The 21,303-nt window shown below is 67.2% G+C and carries 11 protein-coding genes; 5 read left to right on the top strand and 6 right to left on the bottom strand.

Features of this window, described 5'->3' with window-relative positions:
• Window positions 1–119 precede the first annotated feature (119 nt).
• From OUY36_RS20865 to OUY36_RS20855, 3 genes are all read right to left on the bottom strand, one after another.
• Window positions 120–1,706: a methyl-accepting chemotaxis protein gene (locus tag OUY36_RS20865; protein ID WP_267935854.1), complete on the bottom strand. Its 1,587-nt coding sequence runs from the start codon at window positions 1,704–1,706 to the stop codon at window positions 120–122.
• 123 nt (window positions 1,707–1,829) lie between these two features.
• Entirely contained in the window at window positions 1,830–1,994 is a 165-nt protein-coding gene (locus tag OUY36_RS20860; RefSeq protein WP_267935851.1) for a hypothetical protein, read from the bottom strand.
• A 303-nt stretch (window positions 1,995–2,297) separates the two neighbouring features.
• Complete coding sequence (locus OUY36_RS20855) at window positions 2,298–3,884, bottom strand: methyl-accepting chemotaxis protein (RefSeq protein WP_267935849.1); 1,587 nt, start codon at window positions 3,882–3,884, stop codon at window positions 2,298–2,300.
• A 556-nt stretch (window positions 3,885–4,440) separates the two neighbouring features.
• Between OUY36_RS20855 and OUY36_RS20850 the strand changes: the two genes are divergently transcribed.
• Window positions 4,441–5,406, top strand: coding sequence for a TAXI family TRAP transporter solute-binding subunit (locus OUY36_RS20850; RefSeq protein ID WP_102838955.1), 966 nt, complete (start codon window positions 4,441–4,443; stop codon window positions 5,404–5,406).
• A 116-nt stretch (window positions 5,407–5,522) separates the two neighbouring features.
• Window positions 5,523–8,081 carry a TRAP transporter permease gene (locus tag OUY36_RS20845; protein WP_267935847.1) on the top strand — a complete coding sequence of 853 codons (2,559 nt, stop codon included), beginning with the start codon at window positions 5,523–5,525 and terminating at the stop codon, window positions 8,079–8,081.
• A 38-nt stretch (window positions 8,082–8,119) separates the two neighbouring features.
• Here the strand turns inward: OUY36_RS20845 and OUY36_RS20840 are convergent, their stop codons facing one another.
• From OUY36_RS20840 to OUY36_RS20830, 3 genes are all read right to left on the bottom strand, one after another.
• Complete coding sequence (locus tag OUY36_RS20840; protein WP_110778776.1) at window positions 8,120–8,749, bottom strand: hypothetical protein; 630 nt, start codon at window positions 8,747–8,749, stop codon at window positions 8,120–8,122.
• A gap of 32 nt (window positions 8,750–8,781) precedes the next feature.
• The gene (locus OUY36_RS20835; RefSeq protein ID WP_267935846.1) at window positions 8,782–10,473 is read right to left on the bottom strand and encodes a Na/Pi cotransporter family protein; all 1,692 of its coding nucleotides are present in this window, start codon (window positions 10,471–10,473) and stop codon (window positions 8,782–8,784) included.
• 139 nt (window positions 10,474–10,612) lie between these two features.
• Window positions 10,613–11,509: a cache domain-containing protein gene (locus OUY36_RS20830; protein WP_267935844.1), complete on the bottom strand. Its 897-nt coding sequence runs from the start codon at window positions 11,507–11,509 to the stop codon at window positions 10,613–10,615.
• A gap of 237 nt (window positions 11,510–11,746) precedes the next feature.
• Between OUY36_RS20830 and recC the strand changes: the two genes are divergently transcribed.
• The 3 genes from recC to recD all read left to right on the top strand — a co-directional run bounded on the left by recC (window position 11,747) and on the right by recD (window position 21,218).
• Window positions 11,747–15,025: an exodeoxyribonuclease V subunit gamma gene (gene recC, locus OUY36_RS20825; RefSeq protein ID WP_267935842.1), complete on the top strand. Its 3,279-nt coding sequence runs from the start codon at window positions 11,747–11,749 to the stop codon at window positions 15,023–15,025.
• A 663-nt stretch (window positions 15,026–15,688) separates the two neighbouring features.
• The gene (gene recB, locus OUY36_RS20820) at window positions 15,689–19,237 is read left to right on the top strand and encodes an exodeoxyribonuclease V subunit beta (RefSeq protein WP_267935840.1); all 3,549 of its coding nucleotides are present in this window, start codon (window positions 15,689–15,691) and stop codon (window positions 19,235–19,237) included.
• 130 nt (window positions 19,238–19,367) lie between these two features.
• The gene (gene recD, locus OUY36_RS20815) at window positions 19,368–21,218 is read left to right on the top strand and encodes an exodeoxyribonuclease V subunit alpha (protein ID WP_267935838.1); all 1,851 of its coding nucleotides are present in this window, start codon (window positions 19,368–19,370) and stop codon (window positions 21,216–21,218) included.
• The last annotated feature ends 85 nt before the right edge of the window (window positions 21,219–21,303 follow it).

Below are 21,303 nucleotides of genomic sequence, written 5' to 3'. Positions count from 1 at the left end.
GGACGTCGCAGCGACTGACACGCATTCTGTCAGTCATCCGGCGCCAGAAACGCGCCGGCTGCGATGCCATCATGCCATCATGCTGTCCATCTGTCCCACACAGCTGACGGGCTGTCGTCTCAGGCGCGCCGGCGTGCCCAGAACTGCTGCACCAGCTCGAGCATGCCATCGGCCAGCTGGGCGACGCCGCTGGCGCTGCGCTGGCTGTGCATGCCGCTGCTGACATGTTGATCCGAGCTGCCGCGAATGCTGACGATGCTCTGGCTGATCTCCTCGCTGGCCGAACTTTGCTGGTCCACGGCAGCGGCGATCTGGTTGCTCATGGCGCTGATCTCGTTGACCCGGTTGTTGATATCGCTCAGCGAGTGTTCGGCCCGGTCGGCATGGCTGACGCTGTGCTCGGCCTGTTCGCGGCTGCGCTGCATGACGTCGACTGCCTGCCGCGTGCCGGTCTGCAGCGCGGCGATCATCTTCTGTATGTCCGCCGTCGCCATCGAGGTGCGCGAGGCCAGCTGGCGCACCTCGTCGGCCACCACGGCGAACCCGCGGCCCTGATCGCCGGCGCGCGCCGCTTCGATGGCGGCATTGAGCGCGAGCAGGTTGGTCTGCTCGGCAATGCTGTGAATCACCTCGAGCACGCGGCTGATTTCCTGGCCGTGGCTTTCGAGCTGATGGATGACTTCGGCGGCCTGCTGAATATCGCTGGCCAGGCGGGTGATGCTGCTGCCGGTCAGGCCGACGATCTCCCGACCGCTGGCGGCTTCGCTATCGGCCTGCGCGGCGGCCTCGGCGGTGCGCTGGGCGTTGAGCGCAACTTCCTGCACGCTGGCAGTCATCTGCTGGATGGCCGTGGCAATGAGGTCGGTTTCCTGCTGCTGTCGCGAAGCGCTTGCGGAGTTGCCATGCACCGCGCCAAGCAGGTTGCGGGCGTGATCGCTTAGCTGTCGGCTGCAGTCGGCGATGCGCCCGACCATGGCGCCGGCTTCGGTTTCCAGCATCTTCATGGCAAAGGCGATTTCGCCGATCTCGTCCCTGCGTCCGGTATAGATCAGTTGGCTGACGGGATTGCGGCCGATGCGCCGTGCCTGTCGGACCAGCTGTACCAGCGGTGCTAGTGCCAGTGCCGTCAGCCCGGCGGCGGCCGCGCCAGCCAGCACGACGGCGGTTGCACCTGCGATCAGCGGCGCGCCGCCCAGCAACGCGCCGATCGCCGCACCGGCAGCGCCGCCGAGGCCTGCCAGCAGCGCCACCCGAGCGCGCAGGCCGAGCGCTGGCGGGCGCAGCGAGGCCGCAGCCCGACCGTCGCGCATCCGCGCATAGAGTGCCTCGGCGGCCTGGATCTGTTCGGGCTGCGGGCGGGTCCGTACCGATTGGTACTCCGCCACCTTGCCGTTGCGGCTGACCGGCGTGGCGAAGGCGCTGACCCAGTAGTGGTCGCCGTTCTTGCAGCGGTTCTTGACGATGCCCATCCACGAGCGGTTCGCCTGCAGCGTCTGCCAGAGATCGGCGAACGCGGCCTCGGGCATGTCCGGATGCCGCACGGTGTTGTGCGGCTGGCCCAGCAGCTCGTCTTCGTCGAACCCGGAAATCGCCACGAAATCAGGGTTGGCGTAGCTGATGGTGCCTTTGAGGTCGGTGGTCGAGAGGATGTTCGCCGTGTCGTCCACGATGACTTCGCGGCCGCTGACGGGCAGGTTGAGGCGCATAAACAGATCTTCCTTGGTAATGGGTCTGAGTACGCGAGGCAGGTTCAGCGGCGCGGCTTCTGTCGGCGCGCTCGCGGGATGCGGCGGGGCATCTTGTACGGCAGTCAGGTTACGAATCGGTGATCAGTCATCCTCCTTGCCGCCCGCATCGGTCTCCAGCTGCTCCAGCAGGTCGATCAGGCGTCGGCGCAGTTGGCCGAGTTCGCGCGACTTGAAGGAGCGGCGGGTGCGCTCCAAGACCTGAATGGTCTCTTCCAGTGCCTCGCGCAGGATCTCTTCGGTCAGCATTGCTTGTTCTTCGTAGCGTCACATGCAGGTTGGGTGCCGTTTGTTCGCCCGGCGGTTCTGCCCTGACGGGGTTCGTCGAGGGCAAAAAAAAGGCGCCGGCCGTATGCACCCCTGATGGGATGTCACGGCTGGCGCCTTAGCTATCAGGTCCGGGTGTCCTGAGCGGTAAAGCAACTTTCGCAAAATGCGAAACTGGTGGCATTTTGCCTGTAGCCAGGTATGGTAACAAGCCCGGCAAGCGCATTATGGCGCCGTTCCGGCAGCGCACTGCGTCGCACCATTACGGGGCGTTCTCGCCCTGCTTCAGGCACGTCGGCGGGTCCAGAACTGGTCCACCAGCATTTCCATCCGGCCGGCCAGCTCGGCGACGCCCGAGGCGCTTTGCCGGCTGCGCAGGCCGCTCTCCACGTGATGGTCCGAACCGCTGCGGATGCTCACGATGTTCTGGTTGATGTCCTCGCTCACCGCGCTCTGCTGCTCGACGGCCGCGGCAATCTGGATACTCATTTCGCTGATCTCGTTGACCCGACTATTGATGCCCTGCAGCGAGCGCGCCGCCTGTTCCGCCTGCTCGACGCTGTGCATGGCCTGCTCACGGCTGCGCTGCATGACCTCCACCGCCTGGTGTGCGCCGCCCTGCAGGGCGGCGATCATGCTGTTGATCTCCTGAGTCGACTGCTGGGTCCGCGATGCCAGGTTGCGCACCTCGTCGGCGACCACGGCGAAGCCGCGGCCCTGTTCACCCGCGCGTGCCGCCTCGATGGCGGCATTGAGGGCCAGCAGGTTGGTCTGCTCGGCAATGCCGCGGATGACGTCCAGCACCTTGGTGATGTCATTGCTGTGCATCTCCAGTTCGTGGATCACCTCACCGGCCTGCTGGATGTCCAGTGCCAGCTGGCCGATGGCGGCACCGGTGCGATTGACCACCTCGGTGCCGGTCGCGGCTTCGCTATCGGCACGGCTGGCGGCTTCGGCGGTGCGCTGTGCGTTGCTGGCCACCTCCTGCACGCTGACTGCCATCTGGTTGATCGCGGTGGCGACCTGGTCCGTCTCGACCTGCTGACGGGCAGCGCTCTGTGTGCTGCTCTCCATCGCGCCGAGCAGCTCCTTGGCGTGCTGGCTGAGCTGGCGGGACGCATCGCCGATGCGCCCGACCATGGCGCCGGCCTCGGTTTCCAGCATCTTCATGGCGAAGGCGATCTGGCCGAAATCGTCACGGCGGCCGGTATAGATCAGCTGGCCCACCGGGTTGGCGCCGATTCGCCGCGCCTGTTCGACGAGCCGTTGCAGGGGGGCCTGCGCAAGATAGGCCAGGGTGCCGGTCGTCGTTGCGGCGACGGCCGTGGTGACCGCCGCGAATGCGAGACCCACACCACCCAACAGCGCGCCGGCGAGCACGACGGGCGCGCTGCCCAGCGCCGCCAGCAGCGCGACGCGGCTGCGTACGCCCAGCGGGGCGCGCCGCAGTGCGGCCGGCGGGCGTTTTTCACGCAGCTGCGCATATAGCCGTTCGGCCGCAGCAATTTGCGCCGGTTGTGGTTTGGTCCTTACGGACTGGTACTCGACGACCCGCCCGTTGCGACTGATCGGCGTGACAAAGGCGCTGACCCAATAATGGTCACCGTTCTTGCAACGATTCTTCACCATGCCCATCCACGATCGGCCGCCGCGCACGGATGACCAGAGATCACCGAAGGCTTCGGTGGGCATGTCCGGGTGGCGGACGATGTTGTGATGCTGTCCGAGCAGTTCGTGCTCTTCGAATCCGCTGACGCGGATGAAATCGGGATTCACGTAGGTGATGTCACCGTCGAGATCCGTGGTGGAGAGGATATTGGCTGTGTCGCTGATTGAAACGTTGCGGCCAGTGACCGGCAGGTTCATGCGCATGATGGGTCTCGTCAACAAGGCAAGGTGTTGTTCGGTTCCCTGGGCGCCTCTGCCGGCGCATCGGGATGCACCGTACCTTCCGTGTCGGTCTCGCCTTCTCGGCGATTCGCTTCCTGCTTCAGACGGCCCAGCGGGTCGTTCGGAACTTGTGTAGCGGTGCAGCGGACACGGAAAACGCGCCAGCACGGGTTCGCTATGTCGACGGCCCTGTTGGCTTACCATCGCCCTGACAAATCAGGGTGATGGCATAGTGATATCAGCCCCTAAGTGCGTTCAATACGACTGAAGTCCTACTACCTTGGTCAGGCATATCGATATGGCTGAGTGCCACTAATATTGTACATATTCTTTGCTTTGTACAATGGCTGTACATAAAAACTTCATCCCTGAGCCGCAACCCTGGTTCAAGCGGCCGGTCGTAGCTAGGGATGCAGGGTAGGAACGGCACGCAGGTCGCGAAGGCTGTTGCCGACGCCGACGCCTGCTAGACTCAAGTTCCGCGCAGACTCACAAGGGATGCCCGGGAATCCGAAAACAACCAAAAAGGAGTGCATCCATGAAAGGCAAATCCTTGGCATGGATCTTTACCGCCGCTCTGGCGGGTACCGGCCTGAGCGGAGTAGCACAGGCGCAAGAGAAGTTCGTCACCATCGGCACCGGCGGCCAGACCGGCGTTTACTATGTCGCCGGGCAATCGATCTGCCGCTTCGTCAACCGCAATGCGGAAAACATCAAGTGCAACGCGCCGGCCAGCGGCGGCGGCGTGGCCAACGTCAACGGTCTGCGCAGTGGCGAATTCAACTTCGGCATCATGCAGTCCGACCACCAGTACAAGGCGATGGAAGGCGTCGCGCCCTTCGAGAAAGAAGGGAAGATGGACGACATCCGCGCGGTGTTCTCCCTGCAGAGCGAAGTCTTCACCGTGCTCGCCCGTCGTGATGCCAACATCAAGGGCCTCGATGACCTGAAGGGCAAGCGCGTCAACATCGGCAACCCCGGTTCCGGCCAGCGCGATACCCTCGAAGAGATCATGAACGTCAAGGGGTGGGACAAGTCGGTGTTCTCCCTGGCCGCCGAGCTGAAGCCGGCTGAGCAGGCCAGCGCCCTGGGCGACAACAACATCGACGCCATGACCTACTTCGTCGGTCATCCGAATGGCGCGATCCAGGAAGCCACCACCACCGTCGATGCGGTCCTGGTGCCGATCACCGGCCCGGAGATCGACAAGCTGCTGGCTGCCAAGAGCTACTACACCAAGGCCGAGATCCCCGGCGGCCTGTACAAGGGCAACGACCAGCCGACCCAGTCCATCGGCGGCAAGGCCGTGCTGTCCACTACCGCCAAGGTCGATGCCGAAGTGGTCTACCAACTGGTGAAGTCGGTGTTCGAGAACATCGAGCGCTTCCAGCGTCTGCACCCGGCATTCAAGGATCTCAAGCCGGAAGAGATGATCGAGGTCGGCCTGAGCGCGCCGCTGCATGAAGGCGCCGAGCGTTACTACAAGGAACGCGGCTGGCTGTAAGGCTCGACAGGCCGCGTCGTTCGCCGGCCTGCTCGCCGTGCCTTAGCTGAAAACCCGTGCGCCGTATGGCCACGGGTTTTCGCGGTTCCGTTACCTGAAAAAACAGGCCTCATTTCATGCAAGACAAACAACTGTCCACCGAGGAACTGATTGCCCAGGATGTCGGTGCGCGCCTGCCCGAAGGTCCGATGGCGGCGATCATCGCCGGTCTGGCGCTGCTCTGGTCGCTGTTCCAGCTGTGGATTGCCTCACCGCTGCCCTTCGTACTCGGCTTCGGCGTACTGAACGACACCGAGACCCGCTCGATCCATCTGGCATTCGCTCTGCTGCTGGCCTTTCACGCCTATCCGGCCTTCAAGCGTTCGCCGCGTGATCGTGTACCGCTGTTCGATGTCGCGCTCGGGCTGGTCGCAGCGGCGGCGGCGGCTTATCTGTTCATCGCCTACGAGCAGCTGGCGCAGCGCCCGGGCAACCTGACCACCCTCGATCTGGTCACCGCCTGCATCGGCATTCCGCTGCTGCTGGAAGCCACGCGCCGTGCCCTCGGCCCGCCGTTGGCAATCATCGCCCTGATATTTCTGGTCTACAGCGTCGCCGGCCCCTGGATGCCCGGCCTGCTCGCCCACCGTGGGGTCAGCTTCACCGCACTGGCCAACCACCAGTGGATCACCACCGAAGGCGTGTTCGGCATCGCGCTCGGTGTCTCCACCAGCTTCGTCTTTCTCTTCGTATTGTTCGGCGCGCTGCTCGAACGCGCTGGCGCGGGCCACTATTTCATTCAGCTGGCCTTCAGCATGCTCGGGCATTTTCGTGGCGGCCCGGCCAAGGCCGCGGTCGTGGCGTCGGGCATGACCGGGCTGATTTCCGGCTCGTCGATCGCCAACGTGGTGACCACCGGCACCTTCACCATCCCGATGATGAAACGCACCGGCTTCTCCGCGGAAAAGTCCGGCGCGGTGGAAGTCGCCTCGTCGGTCAACGGCCAGATCATGCCGCCGGTGATGGGCGCCGCGGCGTTCCTGATGGTCGAGTACGTCGGCATTCCCTACGTCGAGGTCATCAAGCACGCGTTCCTGCCAGCGCTGATTTCCTATATCGCGCTGGTCTACATCGTGCACCTGGAGTCGCTCAAGTTGGGCCTGACTGCGCTGCCGCGAGCCAACGTGACCAAGCCCTGGATGCAGCGGCTGATCGGCTTCGCCTTTGGCGCGGCGCTGATTTCGGGGCTATCGCTGGGCGTCTATTACGGCCTCGGCTGGCTCAAGCCAGCGCTGGGCGACTCGGCGCTGTGGGTGATCGGGGCGCTGCTGGCGCTGGTCTACCTGGCACTGCTGAAGGTGGCGGCAAGCAGCCCGCCGCTGCCCGCCGAAGACCCCGACGCGCCACTCGAGGCGCTGCCGCAGACCCGCCCGGTGCTGCTCTCCGGCCTGCACTTCCTGCTGCCGGTGGTGGTGCTGGTCTGGTGCCTGATGATCGAACGGCTGTCACCCGGCCTCTCGGCATTCTGGGGCTCGGTGATGCTGGTGATCATCCTGCTCACCCAGCGCCCGCTGCTGTCGATGCTGCGCAAGGACGGCGCCCACGAGCACGGCACCTTCATGGACGGCGTGGTCGATCTGCGCGAGGGCCTGATCGCTGGTGCGCGCAACATGATCGGCATCGGTATCGCCACCGCGGCGGCGGGCATCATCGTCGGTGCCGTCTCGCAGACCGGCGTCGGCCTGGTGCTGGCCGATCTGGTCGAGCTGCTGTCGATGGGCAATCTGCTGCTGATGCTGCTGCTCACCGCGTTCCTCAGCCTGATCCTTGGCATGGGCCTGCCGACCACCGCCAACTACATCGTGGTGTCCAGCCTGCTGGCACCGGTGATCGTCGCGCTGGGCCAGCAGAACGGCCTGATCGTGCCGCTGATCGCGGTACACCTGTTCGTCTTCTACTTCGGCATCATGGCCGACGTGACGCCGCCGGTGGGTCTGGCCTCGTTCGCCGCCGCCGCAGTGTCCAAGGGCGATCCGATCAAGACCGGTATCACCGCCTTCTACTACAGCCTGCGCACCGCGGCGCTGCCGTTCCTGTTCATCTTCAACACCGACCTGCTGCTGATCGATGTGGACTTCTGGCACGGCGTTCTGATCTTCGTCGTGGCGACCATCGCCATGCTGATCTTCGCCGCCGGCACCCAGGGTTACTTCCTGGTGCGCAGCCGCTGGTACGAAAGCCTGCTGCTGCTGCTGGTGGCGTTCACGCTGTTCCGTCCGGGCTTCTGGATGGACATCATCCACGACCCCTACCGCGACATCGAGCCGACCGAACTGGTGCAGGCACTGGAACGGGTGGGGGAGGACAGCCAGCTGCGCCTGCGCGTGCTGGGTGAGGATGATGTCGGCGATCCGCGCGAGTTCGTCGTGCTGCTGGCGATTCCTGACGGCGAGAGTGGCGAGGAGAAGCTCGAGAAGATCGGCCTGATGACCTATGTCGAGGAGGGCAAGGTGCTGGTCGACAGCGTGACCTTCGGCAGCCCGGCCGCCGAGGCGGGGCTGGAGTTCGACCAGCAGATCCTCAGGGTGCGCGCGCCGACCGATCGCTGGCCCAAGGAATTCATATGGGTTCCGGGCTTCCTGCTGTTCGCGCTGATCGTCTGGCTGCAACGGCGGCGACTGGCGCAGGGCCGCTAAGTGGGTCGGCCGGCGGGCGCAGCGATGTCCCCGCCGGCCTAACCGACGTGCTCGACCATCCAGGCGCGCACCTGGCGCCGCTCGCGACGGGTGCACAGCTGGCGGGTGAGCGGGCTGTCGGGCAACAGCTCGGCGCCGTCCAGGGTAAAACGGCGGGACACGCCCAGCGGATGGCGATCCGAGCCATAGAAGGCCACCACGCGGATCTCCATGCCCAGAAACTGCCATTCGCCTTCCGGCTGGTGTCCGCGCAAGTCGATGCCATGCTGCTCGGCTGCCCGTCGCAGCAATGCCTGGAAGCTGCCGATGTGGGTGAAATCACCGCTGCGCAGCGGGCCCTGGTGGGTGGTCTGGTACAGCGCCAGATCGGGCGTCGCCTCATCTTCCTGACTTTCGCGGATATCGGTTACGTCGCCGAGCAGGCGGCCGCGGTTGGTATCCAGGCAGATCAGCACCTGATTGATGAACATCGGTTCGGCGCTCATGTTGGAGATCAGGCACAGCGAGGTTAGCCCCTTGCCGGCGCCGCGATTGATGATCAGGTTGGGTCGCCGCTGGCGCTTGAAGTTGGCCAGCAGCAGGTGCGCATAGAAGAGCCAGACCAGCAGTGTGCAGGTGGAAACCACCAGCGTGAGCAGCGGCTGATATTCGCGAACCCAGTCGAGCATAGGGGCCTCGTTGCGGATTGAAGCGGCTGCGGTCAGCCGGTGGGATGCGCGCGGCCTGGCAGCGGATGGTCGAGGGCGCGGTCGTCCGCTCGCGCCTCGGCAGACCGCCGCGTGTCGAGCGCGGCTGCCTCCAGCGCGGCATGCGCGGTGCTGCAGAACAGCGAGTTGAGCCGTTTCATGTCGGCGATGAGCTCCAGGTGCGCCGAGCTGGTCTGCAGGCTCTCGCTGACGCCGTGATGCAGACGTTCGACATGCGCGTGCGCCATGCGGCGCTCACTGCGGCGGAATTCGCGCTTGTGCTGGAGCAATTGGCGGGCGCCGTTGGCATCGCCGGAAAGGAACACCGAGAGTCCCAGGCGCAGGTTGGCTAGCAGCTGCTCGAGCAGCGCCTGCAACTCTTCCAGGCCCTGTTCGGAAAATGGCCGGCGGGTCGAGGTTTTCAGGTCGCGAAGCTTGCCCAGCATGTGTTCGGCGCTGTCGCCGGCCTGTTCCAGGTTGATCGCCAGCTCGATGATCTCTGCCCAGCGGCGCTGCTCGTCCTCGGCGAGGTCGTCGCGAGGCATGCGCGCCAGATACAGCTTCACGGCGTTGTAGAGTGCATCGACATCGTCGTCCAGGCGACGGATTTCTTCGCCGGGCTCGGGGCGGTCCTCGCGCAGCGCCTCCAGCAGGCGCACCAGCATCTGCTCGACCAGATCGCCGATACGCAACGTCTCCCGCGTGGCGTTGGCCAGCGCCAGACTCGGCGTTTCCAGTGCCGCCGGGTCCAGGTGCCGTGGCCGGGCCACGCCGCCGTCCGTTTGCCGCTCCGGCAGCAGGTTTTCGCACAGATGGGCTATCGCCGGCACGGTGGGCAACAGCAGCAGGCAGCGCAGGCTATTGTAGGCGAGGTGGAAGCCGATCACCTGTGTCTGGGTGCTGAAGCCGAACCCGCCCATCCAGGTCACCAACGGTTCGAGAAACGGCAGCACGGCCAGTCCGGCCAGTTTGTACAGCAGGTTGCCGAGGGCCACGCGGCGCGCCGGCACCGGTTGCAGGCTGGCATTGAGCCAGGCGAGCAGGCCGCTGCCGACATTGGCCCCGATGACCACCCCCAGTGCCACCGGCAGACCGATAAGGCCGGCACCGGCCAGGGTGGCGATCAGCAGCACCGCGGCAAGGCTGGAATAGGACAGCAGTGCGAACACCGCGCCGACGACGACCGCCAGCAGCGTATCGCCGGCCAGCGAGGAGAACAGCACACGCATTCCGCGCGCTTCGGTGATCGGCGCCGCAGCCTGAACGATCAGCTGCAGGGCAAGAATGATCAGCCCCATGCCGATCAGCACGCGTCCTAGCTGGCCGCTGCGGCTCTGCTTGCGCGACAGGAATAAACACACACCCAGCAGTGTCAGCAACGGCGACAGCCAGGACAGGTCCATCGTCAGTACCCGAGCCATGAGTGCGGTGCCGACATCCGCGCCGAGCATGATCGCCAGGGCGGTGGGTAGCGCCATCAGGCCCTGGGCGACGAACGAGATGACCAGCAGTGCGGTGGCGTTACTGCTCTGTACCAGGGCCGTAACGCCGATGCCGGCGCCGAACGCCAGCGGCGTGTGGCCCATGCTCCGCCCCAGCAATCGCCGCAGATGCGAGCCGTACACGCGCATGATGCCGGTGCGCACGATGTGCGTACCCCACACCAACAGGGCGATTGACGACAACAGGTGCAGCAGGGTCAGCATCGTTCGGGGCTCCTTCCCCGGCGAGCGGCAACGACAAAGTTCTGCGTCACAAGGACGCAGAACTGCACCGGGGATATCCGATTGACCCTGACCTGCCGGGCACGTTCACCGAAACGTCACGTACCGGGGCGCGCCCCGCTCAGGGGCGGGTGTAGTAGCCCACCCCAAGCAGCACGTCATCGACCCGCTGGATCAGCGAATGCTTCTGCTCGACGGCGTTGGTCGCCGGGTTGCGCCAGACGTAGTCGACCGTGCCGGAACCCTGCTTGCGCGCCAGCTCGATCATGTCCTTGAACAGCGGCTTGCCGGCGGCATCGGTAACGTTGCGCACGTCGACGCCCACCAGGTTCGGCGAGCTGCCGCTGGCGCGATAGCGACCATCGTCCAGGCCGATCGCGAAGACATACTCGTCGTTGTAGACGAAGCCGCCGCGCGGATCGTTGAAGCTGCGGAAGGCTGCCTCGGCGCCCTTTTCCTTGACCTGCTGCACGGCACGCTCGAGCAACGCCTGGGCCTGCTCGGCGGTGGCGCGGGGGATGTAGTAGCCGACGCAGAGCACATGGTTGCCGACCTTGCGGAACTGGCTGACCTTGTTCTCCAGCTTGTTGTCGGCCGGGTTGAGCCACTGATACTCGACCTCTCCGCTGTCCTGGCGCGTCGACTTGTCGAGGATCTCGCGCATGAACGGCTTGCCGGCGGCGTCCTTGAGATCGCTGACGTTAAGTCCCACCAGGCTGGCCGATGGGCCGCTGCTGGCCTGCATGGTGCCGTCCTCGCCGAGCACGAAGATGTAGTACTGGCCGCGGGCGAATTCGCCGTTGCGGTCGTTGAAGGTGGCCAGGGCCTGTTCCGGGCCCTTGGCCTGGTAGGTCAGCACGGCCTGGTCGAGCAGGGCGCGGGCGTTGCTGGCGTGGCTGCGCTCCACCGAGCCGAGGGTCCGCTCGCGGGCCGCTTCCTCGGCCTGCAGCGTGAACGGTACGGCGCCCAGCGTGGCGCAGATGGATAGGACGAGCAGCTTCTTGCGGTTCCGGTACATGAACGACTCCTGCGCTTGTGACGGGCGACGAAGCGGCCGCCCCTCGATCCCATGCTAGGCAGCAATCGCGGAATTGATATTGGTCGTGAGAAGCAGAAAGGCAGCGCGAAAGGATGAGAAAAGGCCCTGGGTCGATGCGACAGGAGCGGTCGCACGGCAAGTGCAAACTGGCTTCGCCGGCTCGCTCCCTCATCTGGCGGGCTGTAACCTAGCGACTTCTGTTCACGCGGTGCGCCCATGCTCAGCCTCTACCACGCCCCTGATCTCGAAACCCTCGGCGAACTGGCCACCACGCTGCTCGCCCAGCCGCTGGCCGACCCCTTCGCGCCGGCGCGAGTGGTGGTGCCGAGCCAGGGCATGGGCCGCTGGCTGACCCTGGAGCTGGCGCGCCGGCAGGGCATCGCCATGCAGCTGGAGTTGCAGCTGCCGGCGGCGTTCGTCTGGGACCTGAGCCGCACGGTACTGGGCAGCCTGCCCGAGCAGTCGGCATTCTCCCCGACCACCCTGACCTGGCGCCTCTACGGCTGGCTCTGCGAGCCGGCCAATCTCGAGCTGGCGCCGCGTCTGGCGCAGTACCTCGATGGCGGCGATGAGCGCCGGCGGCTGTCATTGGCGGCCAAGATCGCCGACGTCTTCGACCAGTACCTGCTCTATCGCGACGATTGGCTGGCGGCCTGGGAGCGTGGCGAAACCCTCGACCTCGGTCCCGACGAAGCCTGGCAGGCGCTGCTCTGGCGCGAGCTGACCAAAGACGGCCACCCGCACCGCGCGCGCCTGCTCGGCGACCTGCTGCAGCGCCTGTACCGCGACGAGCCGCTGCCGGACCTCCACGAGCGCCTGCTGGTGTTCGGCATCAGCAGCCTGCCGCCGCACCACCTGCGCGTGCTCGACGGCCTGGCGCGGCACATCGACGTGGTGGTCTGCGCGCTCAACCCGAGCCGCGAGGCCTGGGGCGAGATACGTGATATTCGCGAACTGGCGCGTCAGCCCGAGAGCGGCGCCGATGACTGGTATCTGGATGTGGGCCATCCGCTGCTGGCGAGTCTCGGCAAGCAGGGCCGCGACTTTTTCGACTCTCTATTCAGCCTGACCGCCAGCGAAGGCAGTCAGGAATTCGGCCTGTATTCCGAAGACGAGGACCTGCACGACGACAGCCTGCTGCATGCCTTGCAGAACGACATCCTGCGCCTGCGCACCCGCCTGCCCGATGAGCGCATCACCCTGGCCGAGAACGACCGTTCGCTGGAGGTGCATATCGCCCACTCGCCGCTGCGCGAGGTGGAAATCCTCCACGACCAGCTGCTGGCGCGCTTCGCCGCCGACCCGACGCTGACGCCGGATCAGGTGGTGGTGCTGACCCCCGACATCGAACGTTATGCGCCCTTCATCGAGGCGGTGTTCGCCCCGCGCGAGGGGAGCCCGCGGATTCCCTACAGCCTCGCCGACCGCAGCCTGCGCGCCGAGGTGCCGTTGATCGAGGCCTTTCTCGAACTGCTGTTGCTGGCGCAGAGCCGTTTCGCCGCCGAGGAAATCCTCGCCTGGCTGGAACAGCCGGCCATCGCCCGCCGCGCCGGCATCGAAAGCGAAGACCTACCGCTGCTGCGTGACTGGCTGCGCGAGGCCGGCGTGCGCTGGGGCCGCGATGGCGAGCAGCGCGCACGGCTGGGCCTGCCGGCCGAACCGGCCTTTACCTGGCGCCAGGGGCTGGACCGGCTGCTGCTGGGCTTCGCTGCACCGCCGCAGCTGGCCGGCGACCACGCACCCTTGCTTGGCGAGCACTGGCCGCTGGATGCGCTGGAAGGCGCGCGCGGGCAGTTGCTCGGGCGGTTGGTGGACTTCGTCGAGCGGCTCGGCAGCCTGGCCGATCAACTGGCTCGGCCGCGTCCGCTGGCCGAGTGGGCGGATGACCTGCAAGTGCTGATCGATACGCTGTTCGACGAGCGCGAGGCCGGCGACACGCTGCTGTTGCTCTCCCAGGCCTGCGCCGCCCTGCGCGATCAGGCCCAGGCCGCCGACCTCAGCCGGCCCATCGAGCTGGAACTGGTGCACCAGCAGCTCAGCGCCGCGTTGCAGCAGGGCGGCGGCGCCTCGGGCTTTCTCACCGGTGCGGTGACCTTCTGCACCATGGTGCCGATGCGCAGCCTGCCGTTCCGCGTGGTCTGTCTGCTCGGCCTGGACGATGGCGCCTTCCCGCGGCGCACGCCGCCGTCGGGCTTCGACCTGATCGGCCGGCATCCGCGCCGTGGCGACCGGGCGCGGCGCCTCGACGACCGCTACCTGCTGCTGGAGACGCTGCTCTCGGCGCGCCAGGCGCTGTACCTTTCCTATGTCGGCCGCGACCCGCGCGACAACGCCGTGCTGCCGCCCTCGGTGTTGCTCAGCGAGGTACTGGAGGCGGTGGACATGACCGCCGTGCTGGCCGAAGGGGCGCGGCCGGTCAGCCAGAAGATCCTCATCGCACATCCGCTGCAGCCGTTCTCGCCGCGTAATTTCGGCGAAGCGCCCTGTGCCGGCTATTCGCTGCCCTGGTTCCGTGCCGCCCAGCGCTTGGCCGAGCCACCCCAGGCGCAGGCGCAACCCTTCGCCAGCCTGCTCGCCGAACCCGATGAGGCCTGGCTGACCATCGAGCCGTCGCAGCTGCTGCAGTGCTTCCGCCACCCGGCGCGCTTCCTGCTCGAACAGCGCCTCGGCCTGCGCCTGGCCGATGATCAGGAATCGCTTGCCAGCGACGAACCGTTCGACCTGGAAATGCCGGCCTGGAACGGCCTGCGCCGCCTGTCGCTGCAAGCGATGGAGCAGGGCTGGAGCGACGAGGAGGAGCGGCGCATGGCCTGCGCGGCGGGCTGGCTGCCCACTGGCGAGCTGGGCCAGGCGCTGTGGGGCAAACTGCGCGGACCGGTGCGTGCCTTTGCACCGCGGCTGTTCGAACTGCGCCCGGATGCCGTGCCCGAGCCGCTGCCGGTGGATATCACCCTGGCTGGCGTGCGCATCCATGGCTGGCTCGATGGGGTGACGCCGGGCGGGCTGTTCGGCTGGAAGCTCGGCCGCCTCGGCGAATGGGACCTGCCGCCGTTCTGGCTGCGTCACCTGCTGCTCAACCTGTGCGCCACGCCCGGCATCGAACGCCACAGCCTGATGCTTTCGCCGGCCGGTGACTGGCAGCTGGGGCCGCTGGCCAATGCGGCCGAGCTGCTGGAGCCTTGGCTCGCGGCCTACCGCAGCGCGATCCGCGAGCCACTGCCGCTGTTGCCGCGCAGCAGCCAGGCGTTCGCCCGCGGCTACCGCAAGCCGAGCCGCGGCAGCGAGCCGCTGGACTGCGCCCGCAAGCGCGCCCGCGAAGCTTGGCTCGGCGCCGAGTTCAGCCCCATTGCCGCCGAAGCCGAAGACCCCTGGAACGCCTTGGCCTTCCGCGACCGCGATCCGCTGGACGAGCGTTTCGAAACTCTGGCCGAACAGCTGATCGGCCCGGCGTTGGATGCGTTGGCGGATGGAGAGGAGCAGAGTGATGACGTCTGAAGCATTGTGTCTCCACTTGCTGCCGTGCCTGTTCGACGGTCGGGGTTTCGCCCCTGACGGGCGAGTCACTTTCTCTTTGCTTGCGGATCGCCGCCCGGTGCAGAGAGAAAGTAACCAAAGAGAAAGCACACCCCGCATCCGGCCCCGGCTGCGCCGGGGTTCCCTCGTTCCATCGCTGCTCCAGGGGCACGCTCCGAAGGGACGTCCCTGTCCCTTCGGAGCTCTCGCGGCGTCCATGCCGCTCGACCCCTTGCGCATCGACTCCACTCGGCCTCCTGAGGGGCCCCGGTTCGCGGCGCCAGCTCATGTCGGTATCCGTGCTTTTCGCGGTGGCATCGGCTTCTTGTTTTTCAGGCGCAGGCGCTGTCAGGCGACTCATGAATCCCCTTCAGGAGGCCGAGCGCAGGCGTTGTGTAGGGGGACGCGAGGCATGGATGCCGAGCGAGGCGCGAAGGGACAGGGACGTCCCTTCGCGGCGTGCCCCCGGAGCAGCGCCGGAGCGAGGGAAGTCTGGCCGCGCAGCGGCCAGACCCGGATGTTGGGGTGCCCTTCTTCTTGCTTACTTCTTCTTGGGCAAGCAAGAAGAAGTAAGGCGCCCGGCGGGGCGCAACCCGAGGGTGCGGCCAGCACTGCAAAGTCGGCTTTGGCTCGGAGGATCAAGCCATGAAACTCGACCTCCTCGACTCCCCCTTCGACGGCCGCTCGCTGATTGAAGCCAGCGCCGGCACCGGCAAGACCTGGACGCTCACCGCGCTCTATGCGCGTCTGCTGCTGGAGCGCCAGCTCTCGGTGGGGCAGATTCTGGTGGTCACCTACACCACCGCGGCCACCGCCGAGCTGCGCGAGCGCATCCGCGCGCGGCTGGCTGATCTGCTGGCGGTTTATGACGGCACGCCGAGCAGCGATGACTTCCTCAATCGCCTGCACGCCCGCTACTCGGACGAAGCCTCGCGGCGGCGCCTGTTGCTGGCGGTGCACGGCTTCGACGAGGCGGCGATCTTCACCATCCACGGCTTCTGCCAGCGTGCCCTGCAGGATGCGGCTTTCGAGGCCGGCGGCGATTTCGACAGCGAGCTGACCGCCGACGACCACGAGCTCATCGATGCGCTGCTCGCCGACGCCTGGCGCAGCGAGCTGGCCGATGCCGACCCGGCCTGGGCGCGCTTTCTGGCCAAGAGCCGGATCACTCCGGTGTGGTTGCGCCAGCGCCTGCGCAGTCATCTGGGCAAGCCTTACCTGCGGGTCGAGCCGCAGGGTGCGCCGGTCGCGGCCGATCTGCGCCCGGTCGAGGCGGCCTGGCAGCGCGCCGCCGAGTTGTGGAAGCAGGCGGGCAGCGCCTGGATCGCCGAGCTGCTGGCGCATGGCGGGCTCAGCCAGAGCACGCACAAGAGCGTCAAGTTTGCGCCATGGCAGGCGGAACTGGATGCCTATTTCGCCGATCCGGCGGTGATGTTCGACCTGCCCGAGGGCGCGGCGAAGTTCGGCGTGCGCGCGCTGAGCAAGGCCTGCAAGAAGGGCTTCGACGCGCCGGTGTGCGAGCTGGCCCAGGCCCTGGACGAGCTGGCCGATCAGGTGGCCGACGCACTGCCGGCCGGCAAGCAGCGGCTGATCGCCCTGCAAGTGGCGCTGCTCGAGCGGCTCAACCGAGAGTTGCCTGAACGCAAGGCGGCGCAGCGGCTGCTGGCCTTCGACGACCTGCTGAATCGTCTGTATCAGGCACTGCAGGGACCGGTCGGCGAGGACCTGGCGGCCTCGCTGCGTGCGACCTATCCGCTGGCGCTGATCGACGAGTTCCAGGACACCGACCCGATCCAGTACGCCATCTTCGACCGCATCTATGCCAAGGGCCGTGATGCCTCGCTGTGCTTCGTCGGCGATCCCAAGCAGGCGATCTACGCCTTCCGCGGTGCGGATCTGGCCACTTACATGACGGCCAAGCAACAGGCCGATCGCGAGCCCTTCAATCTGCCGACCAACTACCGCTCGACGCCCGAGCTGATCGCCGCGCTCAACCAGCTGTTCGACCATCCGCAGCCGTTCGCCCAACCCGACCTGCGTTATCCAGCGGTAGGCGCGGCGGACAAGCCGCGTGCGAGCCTGCGTCTGGCAGAGGAGGGCGAGGCGGCGCCGCTATCGCTGGTCTGGCTCGGCGACGATCCGCTGGGCAAGGCCGAGGCCGCGCAACTGGCCGCGGCCGACACGGCACGACGCATCGCCGTGCAGCTGGCCGCCGCCGCCGAGGGCCGCGCCGGCTTCACGCAGGGCGACCGGTTCACCCCCCTCAAGGGCGGCAATATCGCCGTGCTGGTGGCCAATCACCGCCAGGCCGGGATGATCGCCGACGAGCTGGCCGCGCGTGGCGTGCCCAGCGTGCGCCGCGGGCGCGACAGCGTCTGGCGCAGCGAGGAGGCTGCCGAACTGGCCGCGGTGCTTGCCGCCTATGCCGAGCCGGGACGCGAGGGTCTGCTGCGGCATGCCCTGGCGACGCGGCTGTTGGGCCGCAGCGCCGCCGATCTCGCCCGCTGCCAGGATGACCAGCATGAATGGGACGCCGAACGCGAAGCCGCCGAGCGCTACCACCAGCTCTGGCAGCAGCAGGGCTTCATGCGGGTGTTCCGCGCCTGGCTCGACGAGCAGTCGGTGGCCGAACGTCTGTTGACTCGGGTCGACGGCGAGCGTCGGCTGACCAACCTCTTGCACCTCGGTGAATTGCTGCAGGCCGAGAGCCTGCTGCGGCCCGGGCTCGAGCCGCTGCTCGCCTGGTTCAACGCCCAGCGCGGCAGCGAGGGCGCCGGTGAGGAAGCGCTGCTGCGCCTGGAAAGCGATGCCGAGCGGGTGCAGATCGTCACCATCCACACCAGCAAGGGACTGGAATACCCGCTGGTGTTCTGCCCCTTCCTCTGGGACGGCAAGCTGCTCGGCAAGAACCTCGACAGTGCCCGTTGTCACGATGCCGATGGCCAGCCGCTGCTGGACCTGGGCAGCGGCGAACTGGAGGACAACCTCGAACGCGCCCGTCAGGAGGTGTTCGCCGAACAGCTGCGACTCGCCTACGTCGCCCTGACCCGCGCGCGTGACCGGCTCTGGCTGCACTGGGGGCCGGTGAGCCTGCCGAAGGCGAAGAAGGATGGCAGTCTGCCCGACGAAGGCTTGCACAGCAGCGCCCTGGCCTGGCTGCTGCACGGCCGGGATCTCCTTGGCGAGCACCCTTTGAGCGAGCTGGGCAACCACCTGGCTGGCCTCAACGGCGGTAGCCTGCGTCTGGCCATCGAGCGGCTGGTCGCCGCGAGCGACGGGCGCATGGCCTGCTTGCCGCTCGAGTCGCGTGAGGCCAGCACCCAGGGCAGCAGCCGCGCAGCGCCGCCCGGGCAGCTGGCGCAGCTCAACCGCAACCTCTACAGCGCCTGGCGCATCGGCAGCTTCTCCGGGCTGGCCGCCGGCATGCACATGGAAGCGCCGGACCGCGACGCCCTGGCGATGCCCGATGCCGGCGAGCCGGGCAGCGGCTTCTTCGCCTTTCCACGCGGTGCGCGGGCGGGAACCTGCCTGCATGCGATCCTCGAAGACTGGGCGCGGGGCAAGGGCGAACTAGAGGCGCTGGTCGAGCCGGCGCTCAAGGCCTACGGCTTGCCGCTGGAATGGAAGGAGATCGCCACGGCGCATCTGCAAAAGGTGCTGCAGACCGATTTGGACGGCGCCGGGTTGACCCTCGCCAGCCTGCAGGCAGCGCGCCGGCTGCCGGAGCTGGGCTTCACCTTCCCGGTGCGCGAGCTGGACGTGGCGCGCCTACGCGCCTTGCTGACCGACCCGGCCAACGGGCTGGCCGCACCGCTGCGCGAGGCCGCAGCGCGGCTGGAATTCGACAGCCTCAAGGGCTTTCTCAAAGGCTTTATCGACCTGACCTTCGAGCACAGCGGCCGCTGGTACATCGCCGACTACAAGTCCAACTGGCTCGGCCCGGACGCCAGCTACTACAGCGGCGAGCGACTGCTACAGGCGCTGGCGGGCGAGCACTACTACCTGCAATACCTGATCTATCTGGTGGCGCTGCGCCGCTTCCTACGCCAGCGTCTGGCAGATTTTCGCGACGAGCAGCTGGGCGGCGCCTTCTACCTGTTCCTGCGCGGCATGCCCGAGGCCGGCGTCTACTTCGCGCGACCGGACGATGCGCTGCTCGATGCGCTGGATCGACTGTTCGAGGAGGGACGGTGATGCAGGCCCGTTCCGGTGCCATCGCTGGCGGGCTGAAGCCCACCCTACGGCCTTCGTCGATGCCTGTAGGGTGGGCTTCAGCCCACCGTTGCGACCGCCACCCTACACGTCCTGTATCGAGGCTTACCCGATGACCCTGCCTGCAGAGCTACCCCTCGGCCCATTGGAGCGCGCCTTTGTTGCCAGCCTGCAACGCCTTGAGCCGGACGCCTCCGAGCCGGTGCTGCTCGCCGCCGCGCTGTGCTGCGAGGCGCTGTCGGCCGGCGATGTCTGTCTGCCGCTGGAACGCCTGGCTGGCAGGCGGCCCTGGCCCGATGTCGATCTCAGCATGCCGTCACTACCCGTTTGGCGCGCTCAGCTCGAAGCCTCTTCGCTGGTCGGTGCACCAGACGACTACGCGCCGCTGACCCTGCTCGGCAACCGGCTTTACCTGGCCCGCTACCAGGCCTACGAACAGCAGCTGGCCGAACAGCTGCTGGCCCGCGCCGGCGATGCGCCCGAGGTGGACGAAGTATGGCTTGCCGAGAGCCTGGCGCGGCTGTTCGCCTTCAATCAGCAGCGCCCTGACTGGCAGCGCCTGGCCGCCGCCCAGGCAGTTCGGCGTCGGCTGGCGGTGATCTCCGGCGGTCCCGGCACGGGCAAGACCACCACCGTGGTGCGCCTGCTGGCGGCGCTGCTCGAGCAGCCTGGCGGCGAGCGCCTGGCCATCGGCCTCGCCGCACCCACCGGCAAGGCCGCCGCGCGCATGGCCGAGGCGATCCGTAACGCCAAGGCCGAGCTGCCGGTCAGCGATGCGGTGAAGGAGGCCCTGCCGGACGAGGCGCGGACCCTGCACCGCCTGCTCGGCAGCCGCGGCGACAGCCCCCGTGTGCGCCACGATGCGGCCAATCCGCTGGCGCTGGACGTGCTGGTGGTGGATGAGGCGTCGATGGTCGACCTGGCGCTGATGGCCAAGCTGGTCGTCGCGCTGCCACCGAAGGCGCGGCTGGTCCTGCTCGGCGACAAGGATCAGCTGGCCGCCGTGGAGGCCGGTGCGGTGTTCGCCGAACTCTGCGAAGGCCGCGGTTTCGATGCCCGGGCGGCAAGCGAGCTGGAGCGCATCACCGGCCAACCCGTGCCGGTCGAGACGCCGCGCTCGCGTCTCGGCGATGCGGTGGTGCTGCTCACCCACAGCCACCGCTTCGCCGGGGACAGCGGCATCGGCGAGTTGGCGCGGCGGATCAACGCCGGCGATGCGAAAGGCACCGTCGCGCTGCTGCAGGAAGGTCGTACGGATCTCGCCTGGAACGCGACGCCCAGCCCGACCGCCTTGATCGAGCGGCTGGAGCAGGGGTACGGCGGCTACCTGCAGGCTGCGCGGCAGGGCGATTCAGGCGCGGCGTTCGAGGCCTTTAACGGTTTCCGGGCGCTGACTGCGCAACGCGAGGGCCCGTTCGGCGTGACCGGTATCAACGAGGCGCTGGAAACACGCTTCAGGCGTCGCCTCGGCGTGCCGGCCCGCGAGCGCTGGTATCCCGGGCGGGCTGTGATGGTCCGGCAGAACGACTACGCGCTGGGGCTATTCAACGGCGACATCGGCCTGTGCCTGAAAACCGAGCAGGGCCTGCGGGTGTTCTTCGAGGGTGACGACGGTTATCGCGGCTTCGCGCCGGCACGGCTGCCGAGCCACGACAGCGCCTTCGCCATGACGGTGCACAAGAGCCAGGGCTCGGAGTTCGCCGAGGTACTGCTGGCGCTGCCGGATCAACCGAGCCCGCTGCTGACCCGCGCGCTGTTCTACACCGGCATCACTCGCGCCAAGCGCCAGGTGGAAATCTGGGCGCTGCCGGCACGCCTGGCCGAAGCGGTCAGCACCCGCGCAGAGCGCGCCGCCGGGCTGGCCGAGCGTCTGAATAGTGCCGCGGCTGCGTGCGAAGCCGCGGCGTTGACGCCTCGGAGCCCGGCGGAGGCGCCGCCAGGTGACCAGCTCAGCCTGTTCTAACCCGTGCGGGCGCGCACGTAGCCTGCATGATCGGCGCAAATGAGCCTGGTTTCGTGAAGTGGTTTTGCGTATGTGCGACTGAATT

Source organism: Stutzerimonas sp. R40042 (assembly GCF_026642215.1).
GTDB classification, from domain to species: Bacteria; Pseudomonadota; Gammaproteobacteria; order Pseudomonadales; family Pseudomonadaceae; genus Stutzerimonas; species Stutzerimonas frequens.
This window is presented reverse-complemented; position numbering and strand designations above follow the sequence as displayed.

Coding starts and splice junctions, on each gene's coding strand:
- OUY36_RS20865 (WP_267935854.1), bottom strand. CDS start 1,706: ATGCGCCTCAACCTGCCCGTCAGCGGCCGCGAAGTCATCGTGGACGAC.
- OUY36_RS20860 (WP_267935851.1), bottom strand. CDS start 1,994: ATGCTGACCGAAGAGATCCTGCGCGAGGCACTGGAAGAGACCATTCAG.
- OUY36_RS20855 (WP_267935849.1), bottom strand. CDS start 3,884: ATGCGCATGAACCTGCCGGTCACTGGCCGCAACGTTTCAATCAGCGAC.
- OUY36_RS20850 (WP_102838955.1), top strand. CDS start 4,441: ATGAAAGGCAAATCCTTGGCATGGATCTTTACCGCCGCTCTGGCGGGT.
- OUY36_RS20845 (WP_267935847.1), top strand. CDS start 5,523: ATGCAAGACAAACAACTGTCCACCGAGGAACTGATTGCCCAGGATGTC.
- OUY36_RS20840 (WP_110778776.1), bottom strand. CDS start 8,749: ATGCTCGACTGGGTTCGCGAATATCAGCCGCTGCTCACGCTGGTGGTT.
- OUY36_RS20835 (WP_267935846.1), bottom strand. CDS start 10,473: ATGCTGACCCTGCTGCACCTGTTGTCGTCAATCGCCCTGTTGGTGTGG.
- OUY36_RS20830 (WP_267935844.1), bottom strand. CDS start 11,509: ATGTACCGGAACCGCAAGAAGCTGCTCGTCCTATCCATCTGCGCCACG.
- recC (WP_267935842.1), top strand. CDS start 11,747: ATGCTCAGCCTCTACCACGCCCCTGATCTCGAAACCCTCGGCGAACTG.
- recB (WP_267935840.1), top strand. CDS start 15,689: ATGAAACTCGACCTCCTCGACTCCCCCTTCGACGGCCGCTCGCTGATT.
- recD (WP_267935838.1), top strand. CDS start 19,368: ATGACCCTGCCTGCAGAGCTACCCCTCGGCCCATTGGAGCGCGCCTTT.